This window comes from Allobosea sp. TBD101 (genome assembly GCF_059817965.1).
This window is the reverse complement of sequence record NZ_CM187543.1, coordinates 1,383,095-1,400,516: the sequence shown is the minus strand read 5'-3', so window position 1 is coordinate 1,400,516 and position 17,422 is coordinate 1,383,095. Positions and strand designations below refer to the sequence as shown.

Below are 17,422 nucleotides of genomic sequence, written 5' to 3'. Positions count from 1 at the left end.
CTGCACCCCGGCCCACGCAAAGGGCATGCCGGCTCAGTGTCCTGCGCGGGCAGCGGCCACGGCGAGAAGCTCGGTCACGATAGCAACCGAGCGGACGGCGCCGTCTCGGTCGATGGGCAAGGCCGGCGGCCGGGAGCCGATGGCTCCCCCAACGGCATCCGCGAGTGCCACCGCGTCCGCGACGAAATCTCCAGACAGGCGGAAGCAGCGCGCCAGCCCCGCCCGCTCCATCGCCTCGGCCCGGACCGTCTGCTCGGTCTCGTTGCCGGCATCGAAGGGCACGACGATCGCCGGCCGGCCAGCCGCGACGAGGTCGAGCACCGTATTGTAGCCGGCCTGGCTGATCGAAACGGCGCAACCGGCAAGCAATGCGGGAAAATCCGGCCGCGCCCGCTCGATCACGACCCTGTCGACAGCTTCGGCCGCCAGCAGCGCCAGATCGACCTCCGCCATGCCGCGCCCCGCGAGAAGCCGCCAGCGTCGCCCGGACCGGTCGAGCCGCGCCGCCGCGACCGCGCAGGCGAAGAGCGGCAGGGCAGCGCCCGAGCCGCCGCCGGAGACGATGATCTCGCCATTCTCCTGCGCGTCTCCAACGGACCGGTCGTCGGCGATGTAACCGGTATAGCGCAGCTTCCCCGCCAGCCCTTCGCCCACCGGCCATGACCGGTCGAGCGGCAGGAAGCCGGCATCGCCATGGACCAGGACCGCATCGAACATCCCGGCGATCCGCTCCTCGGCCTCCGCGATCCGGTCAGGCCGCGGCGTCACCAGCACGTCGCGCACCGAGGAGAGCACCAGCGCCACGGGCCGCGCCGCCTTCACAGCTGCAATCAGGGCCAGGAACTCCTCCGCCAATTGCCGCCGGCCGAAGGGGAAATGCTCGACGATCACGACATCGGGCCGCAATCGCGCGGCCAGCTCTTCGAGCATGGCGATGCGGGCGGTCTTGCGCTCCGGTTCGATCGGCTGGCCAGCCTCGTCCAGCAGCGTGCGGAAATCGGTGCCCTCGGTCCTGATCACAGGCAATTGCACGAAGGCGAAGGGCTCCCCCTCCATCGCGCGCAACGGCATGCCGCCGCTGGCCAGCGTCACGGAGAAACCGCCCTGTGCCAATGCTCGTGCCAGATTGGCCGCCCGCACCAGATGGCCGCTGCCGAGCAGATGCGTCACCGCAATCAGGACGGAGGCGCTCATGCCCCCCCTCCGGCCGAGCGCTTCAGCATCGCCGCGACCCGGTCGAGCCCGGCCTGCGCCGAGAAAGCTTCCGTCAGGCGCGCATAAGCCGCCTCACCCAACATCGCACGCTTTCCGGGCGCCCCGGCAAGTTCACCCAGCGCGACGGCCAGAGCGGCGACATCGCCCGGCGGCACCAACTGGCCCTCGACGCCGTCACGTACGAATTCCGGTATCCCCGCGAAATCGGTCGCGACGATCGGCAAGCCTTGGCTCGCTGCCTCCATCACCACATTGGGCAGGCCGTCGCGGTCGCCGTCCCCGGCCTCCTTCGAGGGCAGCACGAAGAGATCGGCCGCCCGCAGCGCGGCGATGACCTCGTCCTGCGCCTTCGGTCCGGCCCAGATGACCCGGTCATCGAGGCCGAGCGCCTGCGCCTGCGCCTGCAGAGCCTTCAGCTTCTCGCCGCCGCCGATATGCGTGAGGCGCCAGTTGAGCGTGCAACGCAGCTTGGCCAAGGCTTCCAGCAGGTCGTCGAAGCCCTTCTTCGCCACGGCCCGCCCGATGGTGACGAAGCGCACGGGATCGTTCGCGTTGGAGCCGTCCCGCGCTGATCGCGGTCCCGGCGCCGGAAAACGCGCGAGATCGAGCCCGTGATAGAGCAGCGCGACCTTGTCGGGCCGGTCGGAGAGGCGTTCGAGTTCGCGATGCCCGTCGCGCGTGCAGGTGACGCCCCACGCGGCCGAAGCGATCTTCTCGCGCTTCTCCCAGTCCTCGGTGGTCCAGATGTCCTTGGCATGGGCCGAGAACGACCATGTCAGGCCACCAAGCAGGGCGGCATAGCGGATCACCGAAGCCGGCGTGTGCAGGTAATGCACATGCAAGTGCGTGATATCCCGGGGCAATTCATGCGCCATCACGCAGGCTTGCCCGAAGCGGCGCCAGCGATTGCGCGTCCGGTCGCGGGCGAGATCGCGCAGGAAGACCGGCAGGAGCTGCAGCAGGCCCGGCCGCAACAAGGCCGCCAGCAATCCACGCGCCACGCGTGCCGGCTCGTCATGCAGATATTCCGGCAGATAGCGCACAGGTGCCGTGATCTGCTGGTGCATCAGATGCTTAGCCGCATCGGTCGGATGGCGCAGCGACCAGATCTCGAAGGGCAGGCCGTGCTGCTGCAGGCCCAGCAATTCCTGCGCGATGAAGGTCTCCGACAGGCGCGGATAACCTTTCATCGCCACCGCGATGCGCGGCCGCGTAGGCTCCGTCATCGCCGCCCGATCAGCATGAAGCGCGTGTAGTTCTTCGCCGGCCGGGCGCCTGCAAACCAGACCTCCGACAGCCCCGCCTGCTCGCGGAAGGCATCGAGCGAGGGCACGCAGCTCCGGTGGTCCGGCTCGCGAAAATAGTCGTTGGACTGCAGCACCAGCGCCCCCCCCTTCGGCAGGGTCGCGATCCAGCCCTGCACATCGTCGAGATGCTCGCAGCTCGTGTTGATGACGAGCCCCGGCGCCGGCGACTGCGCCGCGAAATCCACCGCCATCATGTCCGCCGTCACCGCCCGGAACCGCCCCGCCGCGACATGGCGATGGTTCAGGATGTCCGCGACCGGCGCGCAGGTCGGGTCGATATCGAGGCTGATGATTTCGGGAATCGCGAGCCTTTCATCGTCGAGCAGCAGGGCGCCGAGCACGCCATACCAGGCACCGAGCACCCAGACAGGCCCCTCGGGCTTCGGATAGGTCTCCACCAGCGCCTCGACCAGCCATTGCTTCGAGGCGATCTGCTTGTGGTTGCAGGCGATCGAGAGGTCAGGCGGCGCGCCCTTGCCGTAGAGCCGCGCGATATCGGCGACGATGCGATGGCCCGAGAGCGCCGCCATGCCGCGCAGCAGGTCGTGAAAGGCCTCTTGGGGCGGTTCGGGCGTCATGTCTCAGTCGTCACGAGGAAAAGCCGGCGGACCATAGGCATGCGCGCCCGGAAAAAACCAGCGGCCCGCGCAAGGATCAGCCTTTTTCGCCTGTCTCGTCCTGATCCCGCACCACCTCCGCCGGTGTCGTCGCCTCGCTCCCGGCCACCACGGGCACCGGCACGGCCACATCCTCGCGCTTGCGGCGGGCGATTTCCGGCGCGCTGGCGAAGCCATAGGCGGTCAGCGGCTTCTCCCGCCCCTTGATCGCGATCTTCAGCGCCGTCGTGCCGGCATAGCTGCGCCCGCTCGCCCTGATCGTGTCCTCGGAGACGACGACATCGGCCAGCACGCGCCGGGTCGCCGATTCGAGCTGGCTCGCGACCATGACGCTCTCGCCAACCGTGATCTCGCGCCGGCCGAGATTGTCGTTCTCGACCGCGCCGGTGACGGCATCGCCCGTATGGATACCGATGCCGATCCGCAACGGCAAAGGCAGCGCCGCGCCATATTCGCGGTTGATCGCATCGACCGCCCGAACGATGTCGCCGGCAGCCGCGATCGCGGCCTGCGCCCCACGCGCGGGCGGGCCTTCCAAGCCGAATACAGCCATGAAGCCGTCGCCATAGAAGGCGTCGATCCGCCCTTCATGCGCGGTGATCGCCTGCCCCATCTCGTCGAAGAACCGATTGAGCAGACCGATCAATTCGCGCGGCAATTGCCGTTCGGAAAGAGCGGAGAACGCCCTGAGATCGGCCACCACCACGGTCAGGCCGCGCTTGCCGGCGGCATCGTCGAGTTCGAGGGCGCGGCCCGCACCGGCATTCAGCCGCGAGGCCAGAAGGAGCTGCACCTGCAGATCGTCGCGCGGCCGGATCTGGCAGGCGAGCCGGACGCCCTCGGGCGCCGAGATCCGGCGCAGCAGCTTGGCTTCGTTCATGCCGGGCCTCGGCAGCTTGTCGTTGCCGTCCATCACCAGCACGCGGCAGGTGGCGCAGCGCGCCCTCCCGCCGCAGAGCGCCGCATGGGGAATGCCGAAGCGCCGGAACATCTCCAGCACGGTCGGCCCCGGGGCCAGCCGGCGCGTGCCATGGCCGACGAAGCGCACCGTGATCTGGCGCGTCGTGCGAACCCTGATCTCGCGGATGCCGATGAAGAGCAGGAAGCAGGCGACGAGCCCGTAGAACCCGCCCTTCCCCCACATCACGTCGCGGGCGAACATCGCGGCCTGAGCATCGCTGACCAGTTCGGCCGGCATCGCCAGCCGCTCGGCCTCCCGCGCCCCCACGGCGAAGCCGATAATCGCCAGAAGCGGGATCAGGATCGCCGCCAGCAGGAAGGGATCGCGCCAATGGCGATAGCTGTCGCGGGCGCGCAGCATGAAGTGGATGCCGATGATGCCATGCGTCCAGACCAGCAGCAGCAGCAGCGACTGCGTCAGCGCCAGTCCCGGCCAGAGCCGCCGCAGCACCGAGCGATAGCTCTCGTCGACGCCGAAATAGATGCCCATGATCCGCGTGCTGATGATGTGGTCGATCAGCAGCAGCGGGATCGCGAGGCCGAGCGCGATCTGCAGCATTTCGCGCAGCGGCATCTTGAAGGTGCGTCGCTGCACCACGCGCAGCAGCGCGAAGACCGGGTGGACGATCAGTGCGCCGTAGAGCGCGACCGTTCCGACCCGGGAATGCCAGAGGCCGTAGCGCCAGTCCTGCACCTTCTCCATGGCATCGACGCCGAGGATGCCGACGGCATGGTTCAGGAAATGCGTCGTCGCGAAGGCGAGCAGGATCAGCCCGGAGACGAGCCGGATATCCCGGCTCCAGGACGAGACCTGGTCCATGCCCGCGCTCATGCCGCCGCGGGGCATTCCGGTACGATTCGTGCCTGCAGCTTGCGGCCGGTTCATGCGCTGATCGACCTCGTCAGACGGTTTCGTGCTCGTGCAGCAGCACGGAGGCCAGCCGATGGACCCGGTCGGCCAGGTCACGGCAGACCGCGAGGCTGAACTCCGGCACGGTATGCAGCAGTTCGAAGAACAGGTCCTTCGGTATCCGCAACGCCAACACCTGCGACTTGGCCCGGATGGTCACGCTGAACGGCTTGCCGCTGAGCAGCGCAACGTCGCCGGTGATGCTGCCGGTGTCCTTGACGAAGGCCCGTTCCTCGCCGTTCTCGCGTGGTTGCAGGATTTCGACCTCGCCTTCCATGATGACGTAGACGCCCGCGAGCTTCTCCTGCGGGCTGATCAGGATGTCGCCCGGCTCGAATTGCAGTCGCTCCCCCATCAGCGCGACGAGCTTGAGCCGCGACGCCGGCATGCCCTGAAACAGCGGCATGCCGCGCAGGCAGCCGAGATCGGTTTCCAGACTCATGACCGTGCCTCCATTCGCCCGGCATTCTCGAAGCGCGACGCCCGATCATTGGCCGCGTCGGGCGCGTCCTGCGCTTCGACCGTCCCCGTCGCTCCGTGGAACACCACCCGCAGCGGGACCTCTCTCGCAAGATTAGCATCTCCGACCAGAAGAAACAGCGTCATGCCCGCGCAATAGCTGTGCAGGCGGGCGACGATCTCCTCGGGGTCGTCCGAAATCGCGAGCAGGGCCGAGATGTCGAGCACCGCGATCTGCGGCGCTTTGATCAGCGCCTGCACAAGCGGCACGGCCTGGCGCAGCCGCGCCGGCAGGAAGCGCCCGCGAATGCCGCTCTCGGTATCGAGGCCCAGCCGGTAGAGCGCCTCGCCCAGCCCGGAGCGAGCAAGCGCCTGCAGCGCGATCTCGCCCACCTTGCGCGCGGCATCGGGTACGCCATAGCCGATACGCCCGAACATCAGGTTGTCGCGCACGCTGGCGCCGACCATCACGGTGTCGGGATCGTAGAAATCGACATCCTCGACCGCATCGGCCGGCAGATGCTTGCGGAAGCTCTCCCGCGCCCGGAGGATGCGCCGCTCCAGGCGGGCATCGATCAGGTTCAGCCGGTGCTTGGGCTCGATATAGCCGAGCGCCAGCGCGACGAGGTCGCGTTCCGTCTCCTGGTCGAGCGGATTGCGCATGTCGTGCTTGGCCAGCAGTTCCGCCAGCTCGTTCAGGCGCTCGAACTCGAAATTGGCGCCGAAGGAATAGCGTTCGAACAGCGCGTGGCCCTGCGGCAGGCCGGCGAAGATCTCGACGACGGTCGCGACGATCCGCCGGCCCATCTCGGCCAATGGCTCGACCAGCGCCTCCGCGTTCAGGATCGACTGGGCATAGGGCTCGAACAGCAGGGTCGCGCTGTCGAAACGCATCGTCGTCCGCGTGCCGAAGATCAGGTTCTCGATGATCGGGGCATTGCGGTTGTAGCGGTCGAGCACGAAGGGCTCGATCAGGTCGCCCTGCTTGATTCGCGCGAGCTCGGCCGCGACCACGCGGCGCGCCTCGATGATACGTTCGGTCGCCTGCTCGCTGACGGGGCGCATCACTTTCCCGCCGAGCCCGAGCTCGTAGACCTCCTGCGTGCAGCCGAAGACGTCGAGCAATTCGTGGACCCGCGCCGCGAGCTCAGCCGCATCGGTCACGCCGACCCCTTCATAGTCGGTCCAGTCTGCTTCGAACGGGAAGGGCGAATTGCCGGAGCGGATCGCCTCGACGAAGCGGCGATGCTCCGGCGACGAAACCGCGCCGCCGGTCTTGAGATCGGGTCGCCGGCGCCGGAGCGGCAGCAGGATGTTGTCGCGCATCGAGCCGGCGATGATCTCGGGCTCGTCGCCGGAATAACCGATGAGATGGCTCGCCCGCTCGACCGACATGCCCGCCAGCGGCTCGCCGTCGATCAGCACGCGGCCGGTATAGCTCGTCGCCTGCCGGCCGAGGATCCGGCCGAGCACGTCCTTGCCGCCACCCTGCGGGCCGACCACCGCGGCCACGCCCGGCCGTTGCAGGCTGAACGAGAGCGGCGTCAGCAGCGGCTGGCCGCGATTGTCCAGCATCTGCACGGATTCGAGCCGGATCTCGCCCTTTTCCGGCAGGGCTTTGACGCCGCTCTCCTCCTCGAGGACCAGGGTTTCGTCGGTGTTGAACTGGGAGATGACCTGATCGTACTTGATCGTCACGTCGTTGCGCTGCTGGTCCCAGTCGATCAGCTCCTTGATCGGTGGCGGCAGGTCGCGATAGGCGGCGATCACCGCGACGAGCTGGCCGATATCGAGCCGCCCCTGCAGCGCGAAGAAGCCGCCGATCGCGTAGAAGAAGAACGGCGTGATCTGGGCCAGCAGGTTGTTCAGGAACTTGACCGCGAATTTCCGCTTGTAGAGCGCGTAGCGGATATCGAAGAGCCGCCCGAGCCGCCCGGCGATGTCGGACTGGACATAGGCCGTGGCGCCATGGCCCTGGATCATCGGCCCGGCATCGACGATCTCGCCGATGCGGCCGGCGAGCTGGCGCGAGGCGATCTGGCGCTCGCGGCCGAGCCGGAGCTGCTCACGCCGCAGGATCGGGATGATGATCGCCTGCGCCAGCACGATCAAAAGCGCGACCGAGCCCAGCCAGAAGCTCTGCGCCATGATGAAGACCAGCGCCGTCAGCGCCTGGCTGAGCAGGAAGACCGGCTGGATGAAGGCATCGCCGACGAAGCCGCCGATCGGCTCGACCTCGTCCTTGATCATGCTGGCGATCTCGGCCGGCTTGACCGCGCGGATCTCCTCCGGCCGGAAGCGCATGAGCTGGCTGAACAGATCGTAGCGCATGCGCCGGAGCATCCGCTCGCCGAGAATGCCCTTGCGGACGTTGATGACGTACTTGAAAGCGCCGTTGATCAGCACCAGCAGCAGGAAATAGGTGCTCAAGCCCAGGAGCAGGCCGTACTGGCCGACCTGGATGCCGTCCGAGATCTTGTAGCTCGCCCCGCCCAGCCATGACGGCAGGTGCAGGGTGAAGTCCATCAGCGTCGCGGTGGTCTTGCCGTCCTTGAAGGCGCCGCCCTGGATCGCGTCGTTGACGATGCGCTTGGGCACGTCGAAGGACGCCCAGTTGAATGGGATCGAGACAAGGATGATCAGCAGGACGACGACCTGCTCCGCCCGGCTCTTCTGCCAGATGTAACGGAAGAGATTGGACTCCAAGGGGCAACCCCGTACCGAAGCGCTCGCGGCGCAACCTCGACGGGTCCGGCGGGCCCGAGGCGTCCATATGTGGGGAGGTTGCGGCCGAGTGCAATGCGCGCCACGCTGCGGCCGTACCGGCATTGCAGAGTGGAGGCTGCGTCCGTCATCGGGGGAAGCGTGAACAGGGTCGCCGTGTCGGGAATGCTGTGCTGTGCGGCCATGATCGGTCTCGCCGGCGCTTTGACCGCCTCTGCGCGCGCCGAGGCCGGGGCTGATCCCACGCAGCGCATCCTGCACGACGGTTTCGAGCGAGGCTATTTCGCCCCCGAAGGCGGGCTTTTCTATACGGACAATCCCGAGCAGCGCTCCGGCCGCGTGGTTTTCGATGGTGTCGCGCCCGACAGCGGCGCCGGCGCCGTGACTGTGGTCGTGGCGCCGTCCTGCCTTTCGCATGCGGTGGGATGCAGCGAGCGGACCGAGATCTGGGAGCGCCCGGAGGTGCTCGTCCCCTTCCACAGCACGGTCTGGTACGGCTTTGCCCTGCACCTCAACGATGCGCTCGCGCAGGATGATCGCAGATATGTGATTGCGCAGTGGAAGCGCGAAATCCTGCCCGAAGCCGTCGGCGACTACTCGCCATTCCTCGCCTTGCGCCTCGGCATCACCGTCGAGACCGACCTGTTTCCCTCCTATCCGATCGGCGGCAGCGAGCGCCCCGAGGGCTGCCTTCCCGGCGAGGCGCTCGTGATCAACTCCACCGAGGCACAGCAAACCCGCGCGCTGATCGCGATCGAGAGCGGCACGACCACGAAAAATTTTCCGAGCTATTTCAACGCCTGTGCGCCGGGAATCCGGGTCGCATCCCATGCCGACCTGCCCTCGGCGCAACAGGGCTGGATTGATTTCGTCATCCGCTCCCAGCCCGGCCCCGATGGCGAGGGCCATATCGAGGTCATCGCCGGCGGCGTCCATACCGTGACCCTACAGGGGCATATCGGCCATGGCAGCCCCGGGCTCGACGACAACCAGTATTTCAAGATGGGGCCCTATCGCGCGCCGCCGCCCCCTGCCCTGGAGCATCAGCTACGACGATTTCCGGCGCGGACCCCGTTGCAGCGATGTCATCCGCATCGGGCAATGCCCACCGGAAGCGTTGAAAGCGATTGGCAAGCCGTCGCTTTCGACGTCTAGTGACGTGAGGAAAACTGCAGAGCGGTAAGGCTCCCGGGAACGTATCGACGTAAGCATGGACATCCTGCGCATCAACGACCTGCGTATCGGCTTCACAATCCACGGCCTGTCCCGTGACGTCGTGAAGGGCGTGAGCCTGCGCGTCCCCGCCGGCAAGACCGTCGCGCTCGTCGGCGAATCCGGCTCCGGCAAATCGGTGATCTCGCAGGCGATCATGGGGCTGCTGCCGCGCGCCGGCGGCGTCACCGGCGGCGAGATCCTGTTCCGCGACCCGCTCGCGCCCGAAACCGTCGTCGACATCGCGACGCTGCCGGCCGAGGGCGAGGGCATCCGGGCTCTGCGCGGCGGGCGCATCGGCATGATCTTCCAGGAGCCGATGTCCTCGCTCTCGCCGGTCCATACGATCGGCAACCAGATCGAGGAGGCGCTGCTCCTGCACCGGCCGATGCCGAAGGCCGAGGCGCGCGAGCTCATCGAGGCCATGCTGAAGCGCGTCGGCTTCAAGAATCCCAAGCGCGCTTTCGGGCTCTATTCCTTCGAACTCTCCGGCGGTTTGCGCCAGCGCGCCATGCTTGCCATGGCCCTGATCTGCCAGCCGGCCCTGCTGATCGCCGACGAGCCGACGACGGCGCTCGACGTCACCATCCAGGCCCAGGTGCTCGACCTGATGCGCGATCTCCAGGCCGAGATGGGCATGGCGATCCTGCTGATCACCCACGACCTCGGCGTCGTCGCCAACATGGCCGACGAGGTCGTCGTGATCTTCCACGGCGAGATCATGGAGCGCGGCCCGGTCGAGGACATCTTTCGCCGGCCGCGCCACCCCTATCTCAAGGCCCTGCTCGACGCCTCCCCGCATTTCGACATGCAGGACGGCGAGCGGCTGGTCGCGCTCAGGGAGGCGCGCCCGCGCCCGATCTTGACCGCGCCCCCGCCGAAGCCCTCAGTGGATGCCGCGCCGCTGCTCAGCGTCCGCGGCCTGCACAAGACCTATGTCACGGGCTCGCGCAGCTTCTTCGGCAAGGGCAGCCAGACCAGCGTCAAGGCCGTCGACAATGTCAGCTTCGACATCAGGCGCGGCGAATGCCTCGGCCTCGTCGGCGAGAGCGGCTGCGGCAAGACGACAGTCAGCAAGATCATCATGCGCGCCGTCACGCCCGATTCAGGCGAGATCATCTTCGACGACGGGCGCGAGCGGGTCGACGTGCTCGGCCTCGACGGCGAGGATCTCCGCAAGTTCCGCCCGCGCGTGCAGATGATCTTCCAGGACCCGGTCTCGTCGCTCTCGCCGCGCATGACCGTGATGAACATCCTGCGGGAGCCGCTGGTCGTCCATGGTCGGGGCGGCCCGGCCGAGCAGGACGAGCGGGTCCGCAACCTGATGCAGGATGTCGGGCTCGATACCCGCTTCCTCAATCGCTACCCGCATTCCTTCTCGGGCGGCCAGCGCCAGCGCATCGGCATTGCCCGCGCGCTCGCGCTCGACCCCGAGCTGATCATCTGCGACGAGCCGGTTTCGGCGCTCGACGTCTCCGTGCAGGCGCAGATCCTCAACCTGCTCAAGGACCTCCAGGCCGAGCGCGGGCTGACCTTCCTGTTCATCTCGCACAATCTCGCCGTGGTGAACTACATGGCGGACCGGATCGCGGTGATGGCCAATGGCCGGATCGTCGAGCTGGCGCCGCGCCACGCGCTCTTCACCCGCCCGGCCCATCCCTATACGCGGGCGCTGCTGCGCTCCGTGCCCTTCGCCGATCTCGACCGCAAGCTCGACTTCAAGCTGGCGGCGCCCGGCGGCGCCTCCGACGACAGCCACTGGGACATGGCCTTCAAGGCCGGGCCGGACGAGGCCGCGCTGGCGCCCCTGCCGCTCGGCGACGGTCACTATGTGCTGGCACGGCCGAATGCCGATATCCGGGAGCTGGCGCCATGACGCCACGCCGCCACAACCCGACCCGCCGCACCGCGCTGCTGCTCGGCTCCGCCGCGCTGGCTGGAGCGAACCTGCCCCGCCTCGCGCAGGCAGCGCCCGCGCCCTTCTCGGGCACCGCGATCGACAGCCCGTTCTTCAAGGACAGGGTCGCAGCCGGCTCCCTGCCGCCGGTCGCCGCGCGCCTGCCCGCCAATCCGCGCGTCATCGATCTGGAGGCGCTCGGCCGGCAGCAGGGCCGCCATGGCGGCAATATCCGCATGCTGATGGGCGACCAGCGCGATATCCGCATGATGACGCTCTACGGCTACACCCGGTTGATGGTCTATGACGACAGTCTGGAGCTGGTGCCGGACGTGCTCGAGAGCTGCGAGGTCGAGGACGGCCGCATCTTCACGCTCAAGCTGCGCGAGGGCCATCGCTGGTCGGACGGATCGCCCTTCACCACCGAGGATTTCCGCTATTGGTGGGAAGATATCGCCAACAACAAGCGGCTTTCGCCGGGCGGGCCGCCTCAGGCGCTGCTTGCAGGCGGCAATGCACCGTTCTTCGAAGTGCTGAACGAACGCGAGGTGCGCTATAGCTGGGAGGCGCCCAACCCGGTCTTCCTGCCGGCGCTGGCCGGTGCGCAGCCGACCTATCTCTTCATGCCTTCAGGCTATCTCAAGCAGTTCCACGAGAAGCACGCTCCCAAGCACGAGCTCGCCCAGCGGGTGAAGGAGCACCGGGTGCGCGACTGGGGGGCGCTGCATGAACGGCTGTCGCGCATGTACCGGCCGGAGAACCCGAAGCTGCCGACGCTGGAGCCCTGGCGCAACACGACGCCGCTCCCGGCCGAACAGTTCGTCTTCGAGCGTAATCCCTATTTCCACCGCGTCGACAAAAACGGCCGCCAGCTTCCCTATGCCGATCAGGTCACGCTGACGATCGGCACCAGTGCCCTCGTCCCAGCCAAGACCGCGGCCGGCGAAGCCGATCTCCAGGCCCGCTACATCCGCTTCGACAACTATACCTTCCTCAAGGAGGCCTCGAAGCGGATGAATTTCGACGTCCGGCTGTGGAAGCGGGCGGAAGGCGCCTATTTCGCCCTGCTCCCCAACCTGAACGCTATCGATCCGGCCTGGCGCGACCTCAATCGCGACGTCCGTTACCGCCAGGCGATCTCGGTCGCGATCAACCGCAAGGACGTCAACAAGGTCATCTTCTTCGGGCTGGCGCGAGAGAGCGGCAACACCGCCCTGCCTGAAAGCCCGCTCTACGACGCGAAGCTCGCCGAACTCTGGACCCAGCACGATCCGGCGCTGGCGAATCGCCTGCTCGACGAGATCGGCCTGACGAAGCGCGACGATGACGGTATCCGCCTGTTCCCGGACGGACGCCGGCTGGAATTCACCATCGAAACCGCCGGCGAGAACACCGAGGAAACCGACATCCTCGACCTGCTCAAGCCGGACTTCATCGATGTCGGCATCAAGATCTACCCGCGTTCGACCCAGCGCGACGTCTTCCGCCGCCGCATCCTCGCCGGCCAGACCGTGATGTCGGCCTGGGCCGGCATGGACAATGCGCTGGTCACGTCGGATATGGAGCCGGACGCGCTGGCGCCGACCTCCTCGGCCCAGTTCCAGTGGCCGCGCTGGGGCCAGTTCATCGAGAGCAGCGGCCGCGAGGGCGAGCGACCGGCCCTCGCCGAAGTCAACGCGCTGGTGCGGCTCTACGAGGAATGGCGCATGAGCTCGACCCGCGAGCAGCGCCGCGCCATCTGGCACAAGATGCTGGCGATCAATGCCGAGCAGCTCTACACTATCGGCGTGATCAACAGCACGCTGCAGCCGATCGTCGTCTCGAACGACCTGCACAATGTGCCCGAAAAGGGCCTCTACAGCTTCGAGCCCGGCGCCTTCATCGGCCGCTACATGCCCGACACCTTCTGGTTCGACAGGCCAGAGACCAAGGCCTGACCCGTGCTGCTCCGCTACATCCTCAAGCGCATCCTGATCATGATCCCGACGCTGATCGTCACCAGCGCGCTGATCTTCACCGTGATCAACCTGCCCGAAGGCGATTACTTCGAGACGCTCGCCGCCGAGATGCAGGCCCAGGGCGAGAAGGCGGACATGAGCCGCATCGAGTTCCTGAAGCAGGAATACGGCTTCGACAAGCCGCCGGTGGAGCGTTACGTCCGCTGGGTCGCGGGCCTGCTCCAGGGCGACATGGGCTACTCCTTCGAGTACCAGCGCCCCGTGCGCGAGATCGTCGGCGACCGGCTGCTACTGACGATGATGGTCTCCTTCGCCACCATCATCTTCACCTGGATCGTCGCCTTCCCGATCGGCATCTATTCGGCCACGCACCAGTACAGCTGGGGCGATTACGGGCTCACCTTCCTCGGCCTCGTCGGGCTCGCCGTGCCGCATTTCCTGCTGGCGCTGGTCTTCATGTATTTCGCCAATGTCTGGTTCGGCACCTCGATCGGCGGACTCGTCGATCCCGCCTATCTCAACCAGCCGATGAGCTGGGCCAAGCTCAAATCGGTGCTGGAGCACCTCTGGATTCCCGTCATCATCATCGGTGCGGGCGGGACCGCCGGCATGATCCGGGCGCTGCGCGCGAACCTCCTCGACGAGTTGCAGAAGCAGTACTATGTCACCGCCCGCGCCAAGGGGCTGCCGCCCGGCAAGGCGCTGCGGAAATATCCGCTGCGCATGTCGCTCAACTTCTTCATCTCGGATATCGGCGACATCCTGCCCTCGATCGTCTCGGGCGCCGAGGTCGTCGCCATCGTGCTCTCGCTGCAGACGACCGGCCCGCTGCTGATCCGCGCCCTGCAGAGCCAGGACATGTATCTCGCCGGCTCCTTCCTGATGTTCCTCTCCTTCCTGACCGTGATCGGCGTGCTGATCTCGGACATCGCGCTCGCCATTCTGGATCCGCGCATCCGCCTCCAGGGAGCCGCGACCAAGTGAAGGCGACGACGCTCAACCATCTCCCGCCGGACGGCGCGCCGCTGCCGCACGAAGTCTCGACGGCACCGTTCGAGCCCTATGCCACCGAGGCGATGACGCCCGAGCAGGAGCGGGTCTATCTCGCCTCGCAATGGCAGTTGATGTGGTGGAAGTTCCGCAAGCACAGGCTCGCGGTCATCTCCGCCTTCGTGATTGTCGCGATCTACGCGATGGCGGCCTTCGCCGAGTTCCTCGCGCCCTATCACTACACGACGCGCAACACCGATTTCATCCGGGCGCCGAGCCAGGGCATCCATCTCTTCCACGAAGGCAGCTTCATCGGCCCCTTCGTCTACCCGTACACGATGCGCCTCAACATGGAGAACCTGAAGCGCGAATACGAGGTCGACACGACCCGCCCGCAGAAGCTGCGCTTCTTCTGCAAGGGCGACAACTACACGTTCTGGGGCATGGTCCCCGGCAACACGCACCTCGTCTGCGCACCCGAAGGCGGCACCTTCTTCCTGCTCGGCTCGGACCGGCTCGGCCGCGACATGCTTTCGCGCATCCTCTATGGCGGGCGCATCTCGCTCTCGATCGGCCTGCTCGGCGTTTCCGTCTCCTTTGTGCTCGGCGTGATCATCGGCGGCATCGCCGGCTATTATGGCGGCCGCGTCGATCTCTTCATCCAGCGCATCATCGAGATCGTGCAATCGTTGCCGCATATCCCGCTCTGGCTGGCGCTGGCCTCGATCCTGCCGCCGACCTGGAGCCCGCTCTTGGTCTATTTCGGCATCACGGTGATCCTCGGCCTGATGGATTGGACCGGGCTCGCGCGCTCGGTGCGCTCGAAACTGCTCTCGCTGCGCGAGGAGGATTATGTCGTCGCGGCCCAGCTCATGGGGGCCAAGCCGCGCCGGATCATCGCGCTGCATCTCGTGCCCGGCTTCATGAGCCATCTCATCGCCTCGGCCACGATCACCATCCCCAAGACCATTTTGGGCGAGACCGCACTCTCCTTCCTGGGCCTGGGCTTGCGGCCGCCGATCACCAGTTGGGGTGTGATGCTCAACGAAGCCCAGAACATCAATGTTGTGGCGCTCTATCCCTGGCTACTCTATCCGGTCGTCCCCGTGATCGTGATCATCCTCGCCTTCAACTTCCTTGGCGACGGCCTTCGCGACGCGGCCGATCCCTATCGCTGACAGCATCACCGACCCCGAAGACCGTCTTGCGTATCGCTTTCCACACCCCGCTCAATCCGGTCGGTGACGGCGGCGTCTCCGGCGATCGCCGCATGGCCCGCCAGCTCGCCGCAGCGCTCGAAAGCCTCGGCCATGTCGTCGAGCCCGTCGCAGCGCGGAAGACCTATTTCCGGGAAGCCGATCCCGCCCGCTTGGCCCGCTGCGCCGACGATGCGGACCGGCTGCGCGATGCCCTGCTCGCCGGCTACCGGGAGGGCAAGCCGCGGCCCGAGCTCTGGTTCACCTATCACAACTACTATCGCTCGCCGGACTTCCTCGGTCCCGCGATCGCGGCGGCGCTCGGCATCCCCTATGTCACCGCCGAATCGAGCGATTCCGCCCGGCGTGCCAGCGGCGAATGGGCCATGCATGTGGCCGCAGCCCGGCAAGGGCACACAGCTGCCGATGTCCATTTCTACTTCACCGACCGCGACCGGCAGGGGCTTGCACGCTGGGAGAACGAAGGCACGGCCCTGCTCCCCCTGCCCCCCTTCGTCGCGCCCGGCTTCGAGTTGTCCCCGGCTACCGACCCATCGGGCAAGCCCCGCCTAATCACCGTCGCCATGATGCGCCCGGGCGTTAAACTGGAGAGCTACCTTACCCTCGCGCGCATCCTCGACCGCAGCCGGAACGAGAACTGGACGCTGAGCATCATCGGCGACGGCCCTTGCCGCTCCGAGATCGGCGCCGCCTTCGCCGGCCAGCCCGAAGGCCGCATCACCTGGCATGGGCAGCTTGACCGCGACGCCACCCAGGCCGAGCTTGCCCGGCACGACATCTTCCTCTGGCCCGGCATCGGCGAGGCCTATGGGCTGGTCTATCTCGAAGCCCAGGCGGCCGGGCTGCCGGTCGTCGCCTTCGACAGCGGCGGCGTCGCCGAGACGGTGCGAGCCGGCGAAACCGCCCTGCTCGTCCCGGAGCATGACGACGAAGCCCTGGCTGCGGCGCTGACCCGCCTGCTGCGCGACAGGGCCTTGCGCGAGGGCATGGGCGCAGCCGCGCACCGTTTCATCCTCGCCGAGCGCACACCCGCGCGCGCTGCCGAAAGGTTGGCGGAAGGTCTCACCCTCGCCGTGCGAAATCGCAGCGCCAAATTGCGGTCGCCCGCCCGGGAAGCCACGCCATGACTGCCTCGCCCTGGCACGCGCTCGCCCTCGAGCTCGACCACTGGAGTGCATCCGGCCGGCAGATCGACCTCTGGCTGCGCGATGACGACGCCGTGGCACCGAGCCCGGCGCTCGACCGGCTCTCGGAGCTGGCCGAGCGCTTCGCGGCCCCCATCCTGCTCGCCGTCATTCCCCTGCTGGCCGAACCCGAACTGGCACCCGCGTTGCGCGGCATGCCGCAGCTGCGCCCCTGCCAGCATGGCGCCATCCATCGGAACCACACGCCCGCCGGCGGCAAGAAATCGGAATTCGGCGCTGAACGCGACGCCGATCATGTCGACGCCGACATCGCGCAGGGCCGCCGGCGCCTGTACGATCTGCTCGGCGGCGATGTCCTGCCGATCTTCGTCCCGCCCTGGAACCGCATCGCCCCGAGCCACGCCGCACGTCTCGGGGCGCTCGGCTTTTCCGGGCTCTCCTGCTTCCGCGGCTTTCGCCTGGGGTCGGATGGCGGACCGCGCCTGCTCAACACCCATATCGACGTCATGAACTGGCATGGCGGCCGCGTCGGACGTCTGGCCGCCGACGTCGTCGGCGAGCTTGTAACCCTGTTGGCGGATCGGCGAATGGCGGAGACCGGCAACATCGAGATCGGCCTGCTGCTGCACCATCGCGACCACGACGAAACAGCGTGGTCCTTCCTGTCCGATCTCCTGCAGGCGGCCGCTCATCCGGCCATCCGCCTGGTCGATCCGGCAAGCTTCGTCCGGCTGCCGGGCAGCGACCGGCAATGCGATCCCGGCCCGCGGTGATAACTGCGATCCGACACGGTTTTTCTCGCCTGACGACA

General features: G+C 67.3%; 13 protein-coding genes. 7 read left to right on the top strand and 6 right to left on the bottom strand.

Annotated elements, in window-relative coordinates:
* Positions 1–33: 33 nt before the first annotated feature.
* The 6 genes from AC6RIC_RS06550 to AC6RIC_RS06525 form a co-directional block, all read right to left on the bottom strand.
* Complete coding sequence (locus AC6RIC_RS06550) at positions 34–1,194, bottom strand: glycosyltransferase family protein (RefSeq protein WP_499735569.1); 1,161 nt, start codon at positions 1,192–1,194, stop codon at positions 34–36.
* On the bottom strand, positions 1,191–2,441 hold the full coding sequence (locus tag AC6RIC_RS06545; protein WP_499735568.1) for a glycosyltransferase family 4 protein: 1,251 nt from the start codon (positions 2,439–2,441) through the stop codon (positions 1,191–1,193). Before AC6RIC_RS06545 ends, AC6RIC_RS06550 begins: the two co-directional genes overlap by 4 nt.
* On the bottom strand, positions 2,438–3,100 hold the full coding sequence (locus AC6RIC_RS06540; protein ID WP_499735567.1) for a class I SAM-dependent methyltransferase: 663 nt from the start codon (positions 3,098–3,100) through the stop codon (positions 2,438–2,440). The genes AC6RIC_RS06545 and AC6RIC_RS06540 overlap by 4 nt, the downstream gene beginning before the upstream one ends.
* 76 nt (positions 3,101–3,176) lie before the next feature.
* Positions 3,177–4,919 carry an adenylate/guanylate cyclase domain-containing protein gene (locus AC6RIC_RS06535; RefSeq protein WP_499735566.1) on the bottom strand — a complete coding sequence of 581 codons (1,743 nt, stop codon included), beginning with the start codon at positions 4,917–4,919 and terminating at the stop codon, positions 3,177–3,179.
* A gap of 82 nt (positions 4,920–5,001) precedes the next feature.
* Entirely contained in the window at positions 5,002–5,451 is a 450-nt protein-coding gene (locus tag AC6RIC_RS06530; protein ID WP_454655569.1) for a Crp/Fnr family transcriptional regulator, read from the bottom strand.
* A complete protein-coding gene (locus tag AC6RIC_RS06525) occupies positions 5,448–8,174 on the bottom strand; it encodes an ABC transporter transmembrane domain-containing protein (protein ID WP_499735565.1) in 2,727 nt (908 codons plus the stop codon). The genes AC6RIC_RS06530 and AC6RIC_RS06525 overlap by 4 nt, the downstream gene beginning before the upstream one ends.
* Positions 8,175–8,267: 93 nt before the next feature.
* Between AC6RIC_RS06525 and AC6RIC_RS06520 the strand changes: the two genes are divergently transcribed.
* The 7 genes from AC6RIC_RS06520 to AC6RIC_RS06490 are packed head-to-tail and all read left to right on the top strand — an operon-like array spanning position 8,268 to position 17,384.
* Positions 8,268–9,347, top strand: a complete 1,080-nt coding sequence (locus tag AC6RIC_RS06520) for a heparin lyase I family protein (RefSeq protein WP_499735564.1) — start codon at positions 8,268–8,270, stop codon at positions 9,345–9,347.
* Positions 9,348–9,402: 55 nt separating this feature from the next.
* Complete coding sequence (locus tag AC6RIC_RS06515) at positions 9,403–11,280, top strand: ABC transporter ATP-binding protein (RefSeq protein WP_499735563.1); 1,878 nt, start codon at positions 9,403–9,405, stop codon at positions 11,278–11,280.
* Positions 11,277–13,238 (top strand): ABC transporter substrate-binding protein, encoded by a 1,962-nt coding sequence (locus AC6RIC_RS06510; protein WP_499735562.1) that lies wholly within the window; start codon positions 11,277–11,279, stop codon positions 13,236–13,238. The genes AC6RIC_RS06515 and AC6RIC_RS06510 overlap by 4 nt, the downstream gene beginning before the upstream one ends.
* 6 nt (positions 13,239–13,244) lie before the next feature.
* The gene (locus tag AC6RIC_RS06505) at positions 13,245–14,243 is read left to right on the top strand and encodes an ABC transporter permease (protein ID WP_454658946.1); all 999 of its coding nucleotides are present in this window, start codon (positions 13,245–13,247) and stop codon (positions 14,241–14,243) included.
* Positions 14,240–15,427: an ABC transporter permease gene (locus tag AC6RIC_RS06500; protein WP_499735561.1), complete on the top strand. Its 1,188-nt coding sequence runs from the start codon at positions 14,240–14,242 to the stop codon at positions 15,425–15,427. Before AC6RIC_RS06505 ends, AC6RIC_RS06500 begins: the two co-directional genes overlap by 4 nt.
* A 26-nt stretch (positions 15,428–15,453) precedes the next feature.
* Positions 15,454–16,593 carry a glycosyltransferase family 4 protein gene (locus AC6RIC_RS06495; protein ID WP_499735560.1) on the top strand — a complete coding sequence of 380 codons (1,140 nt, stop codon included), beginning with the start codon at positions 15,454–15,456 and terminating at the stop codon, positions 16,591–16,593.
* Positions 16,590–17,384 carry a polysaccharide deacetylase family protein gene (locus AC6RIC_RS06490; RefSeq protein ID WP_499735559.1) on the top strand — a complete coding sequence of 265 codons (795 nt, stop codon included), beginning with the start codon at positions 16,590–16,592 and terminating at the stop codon, positions 17,382–17,384. Before AC6RIC_RS06495 ends, AC6RIC_RS06490 begins: the two co-directional genes overlap by 4 nt.
* The last annotated feature ends 38 nt before the right edge of the window (positions 17,385–17,422 follow it).

Excerpts from the sequence above, each read along its gene's own strand:
- AC6RIC_RS06540 (WP_499735567.1), bottom strand. The coding sequence starts at position 3,100 with ATGACGCCCGAACCGCCCCAAGAGGCCTTTCACGACCTGCTGCGCGGC.
- AC6RIC_RS06550 (WP_499735569.1), bottom strand. The coding sequence starts at position 1,194 with ATGAGCGCCTCCGTCCTGATTGCGGTGACGCATCTGCTCGGCAGCGGC.
- AC6RIC_RS06510 (WP_499735562.1), top strand. The coding sequence starts at position 11,277 with ATGACGCCACGCCGCCACAACCCGACCCGCCGCACCGCGCTGCTGCTC.
- AC6RIC_RS06545 (WP_499735568.1), bottom strand. The coding sequence starts at position 2,441 with ATGACGGAGCCTACGCGGCCGCGCATCGCGGTGGCGATGAAAGGTTAT.
- AC6RIC_RS06490 (WP_499735559.1), top strand. The coding sequence starts at position 16,590 with ATGACTGCCTCGCCCTGGCACGCGCTCGCCCTCGAGCTCGACCACTGG.
- AC6RIC_RS06535 (WP_499735566.1), bottom strand. The coding sequence starts at position 4,919 with ATGGACCAGGTCTCGTCCTGGAGCCGGGATATCCGGCTCGTCTCCGGG.
- AC6RIC_RS06520 (WP_499735564.1), top strand. The coding sequence starts at position 8,268 with ATGCGCGCCACGCTGCGGCCGTACCGGCATTGCAGAGTGGAGGCTGCG.
- AC6RIC_RS06515 (WP_499735563.1), top strand. The coding sequence starts at position 9,403 with ATGGACATCCTGCGCATCAACGACCTGCGTATCGGCTTCACAATCCAC.
- AC6RIC_RS06530 (WP_454655569.1), bottom strand. The coding sequence starts at position 5,451 with ATGAGTCTGGAAACCGATCTCGGCTGCCTGCGCGGCATGCCGCTGTTT.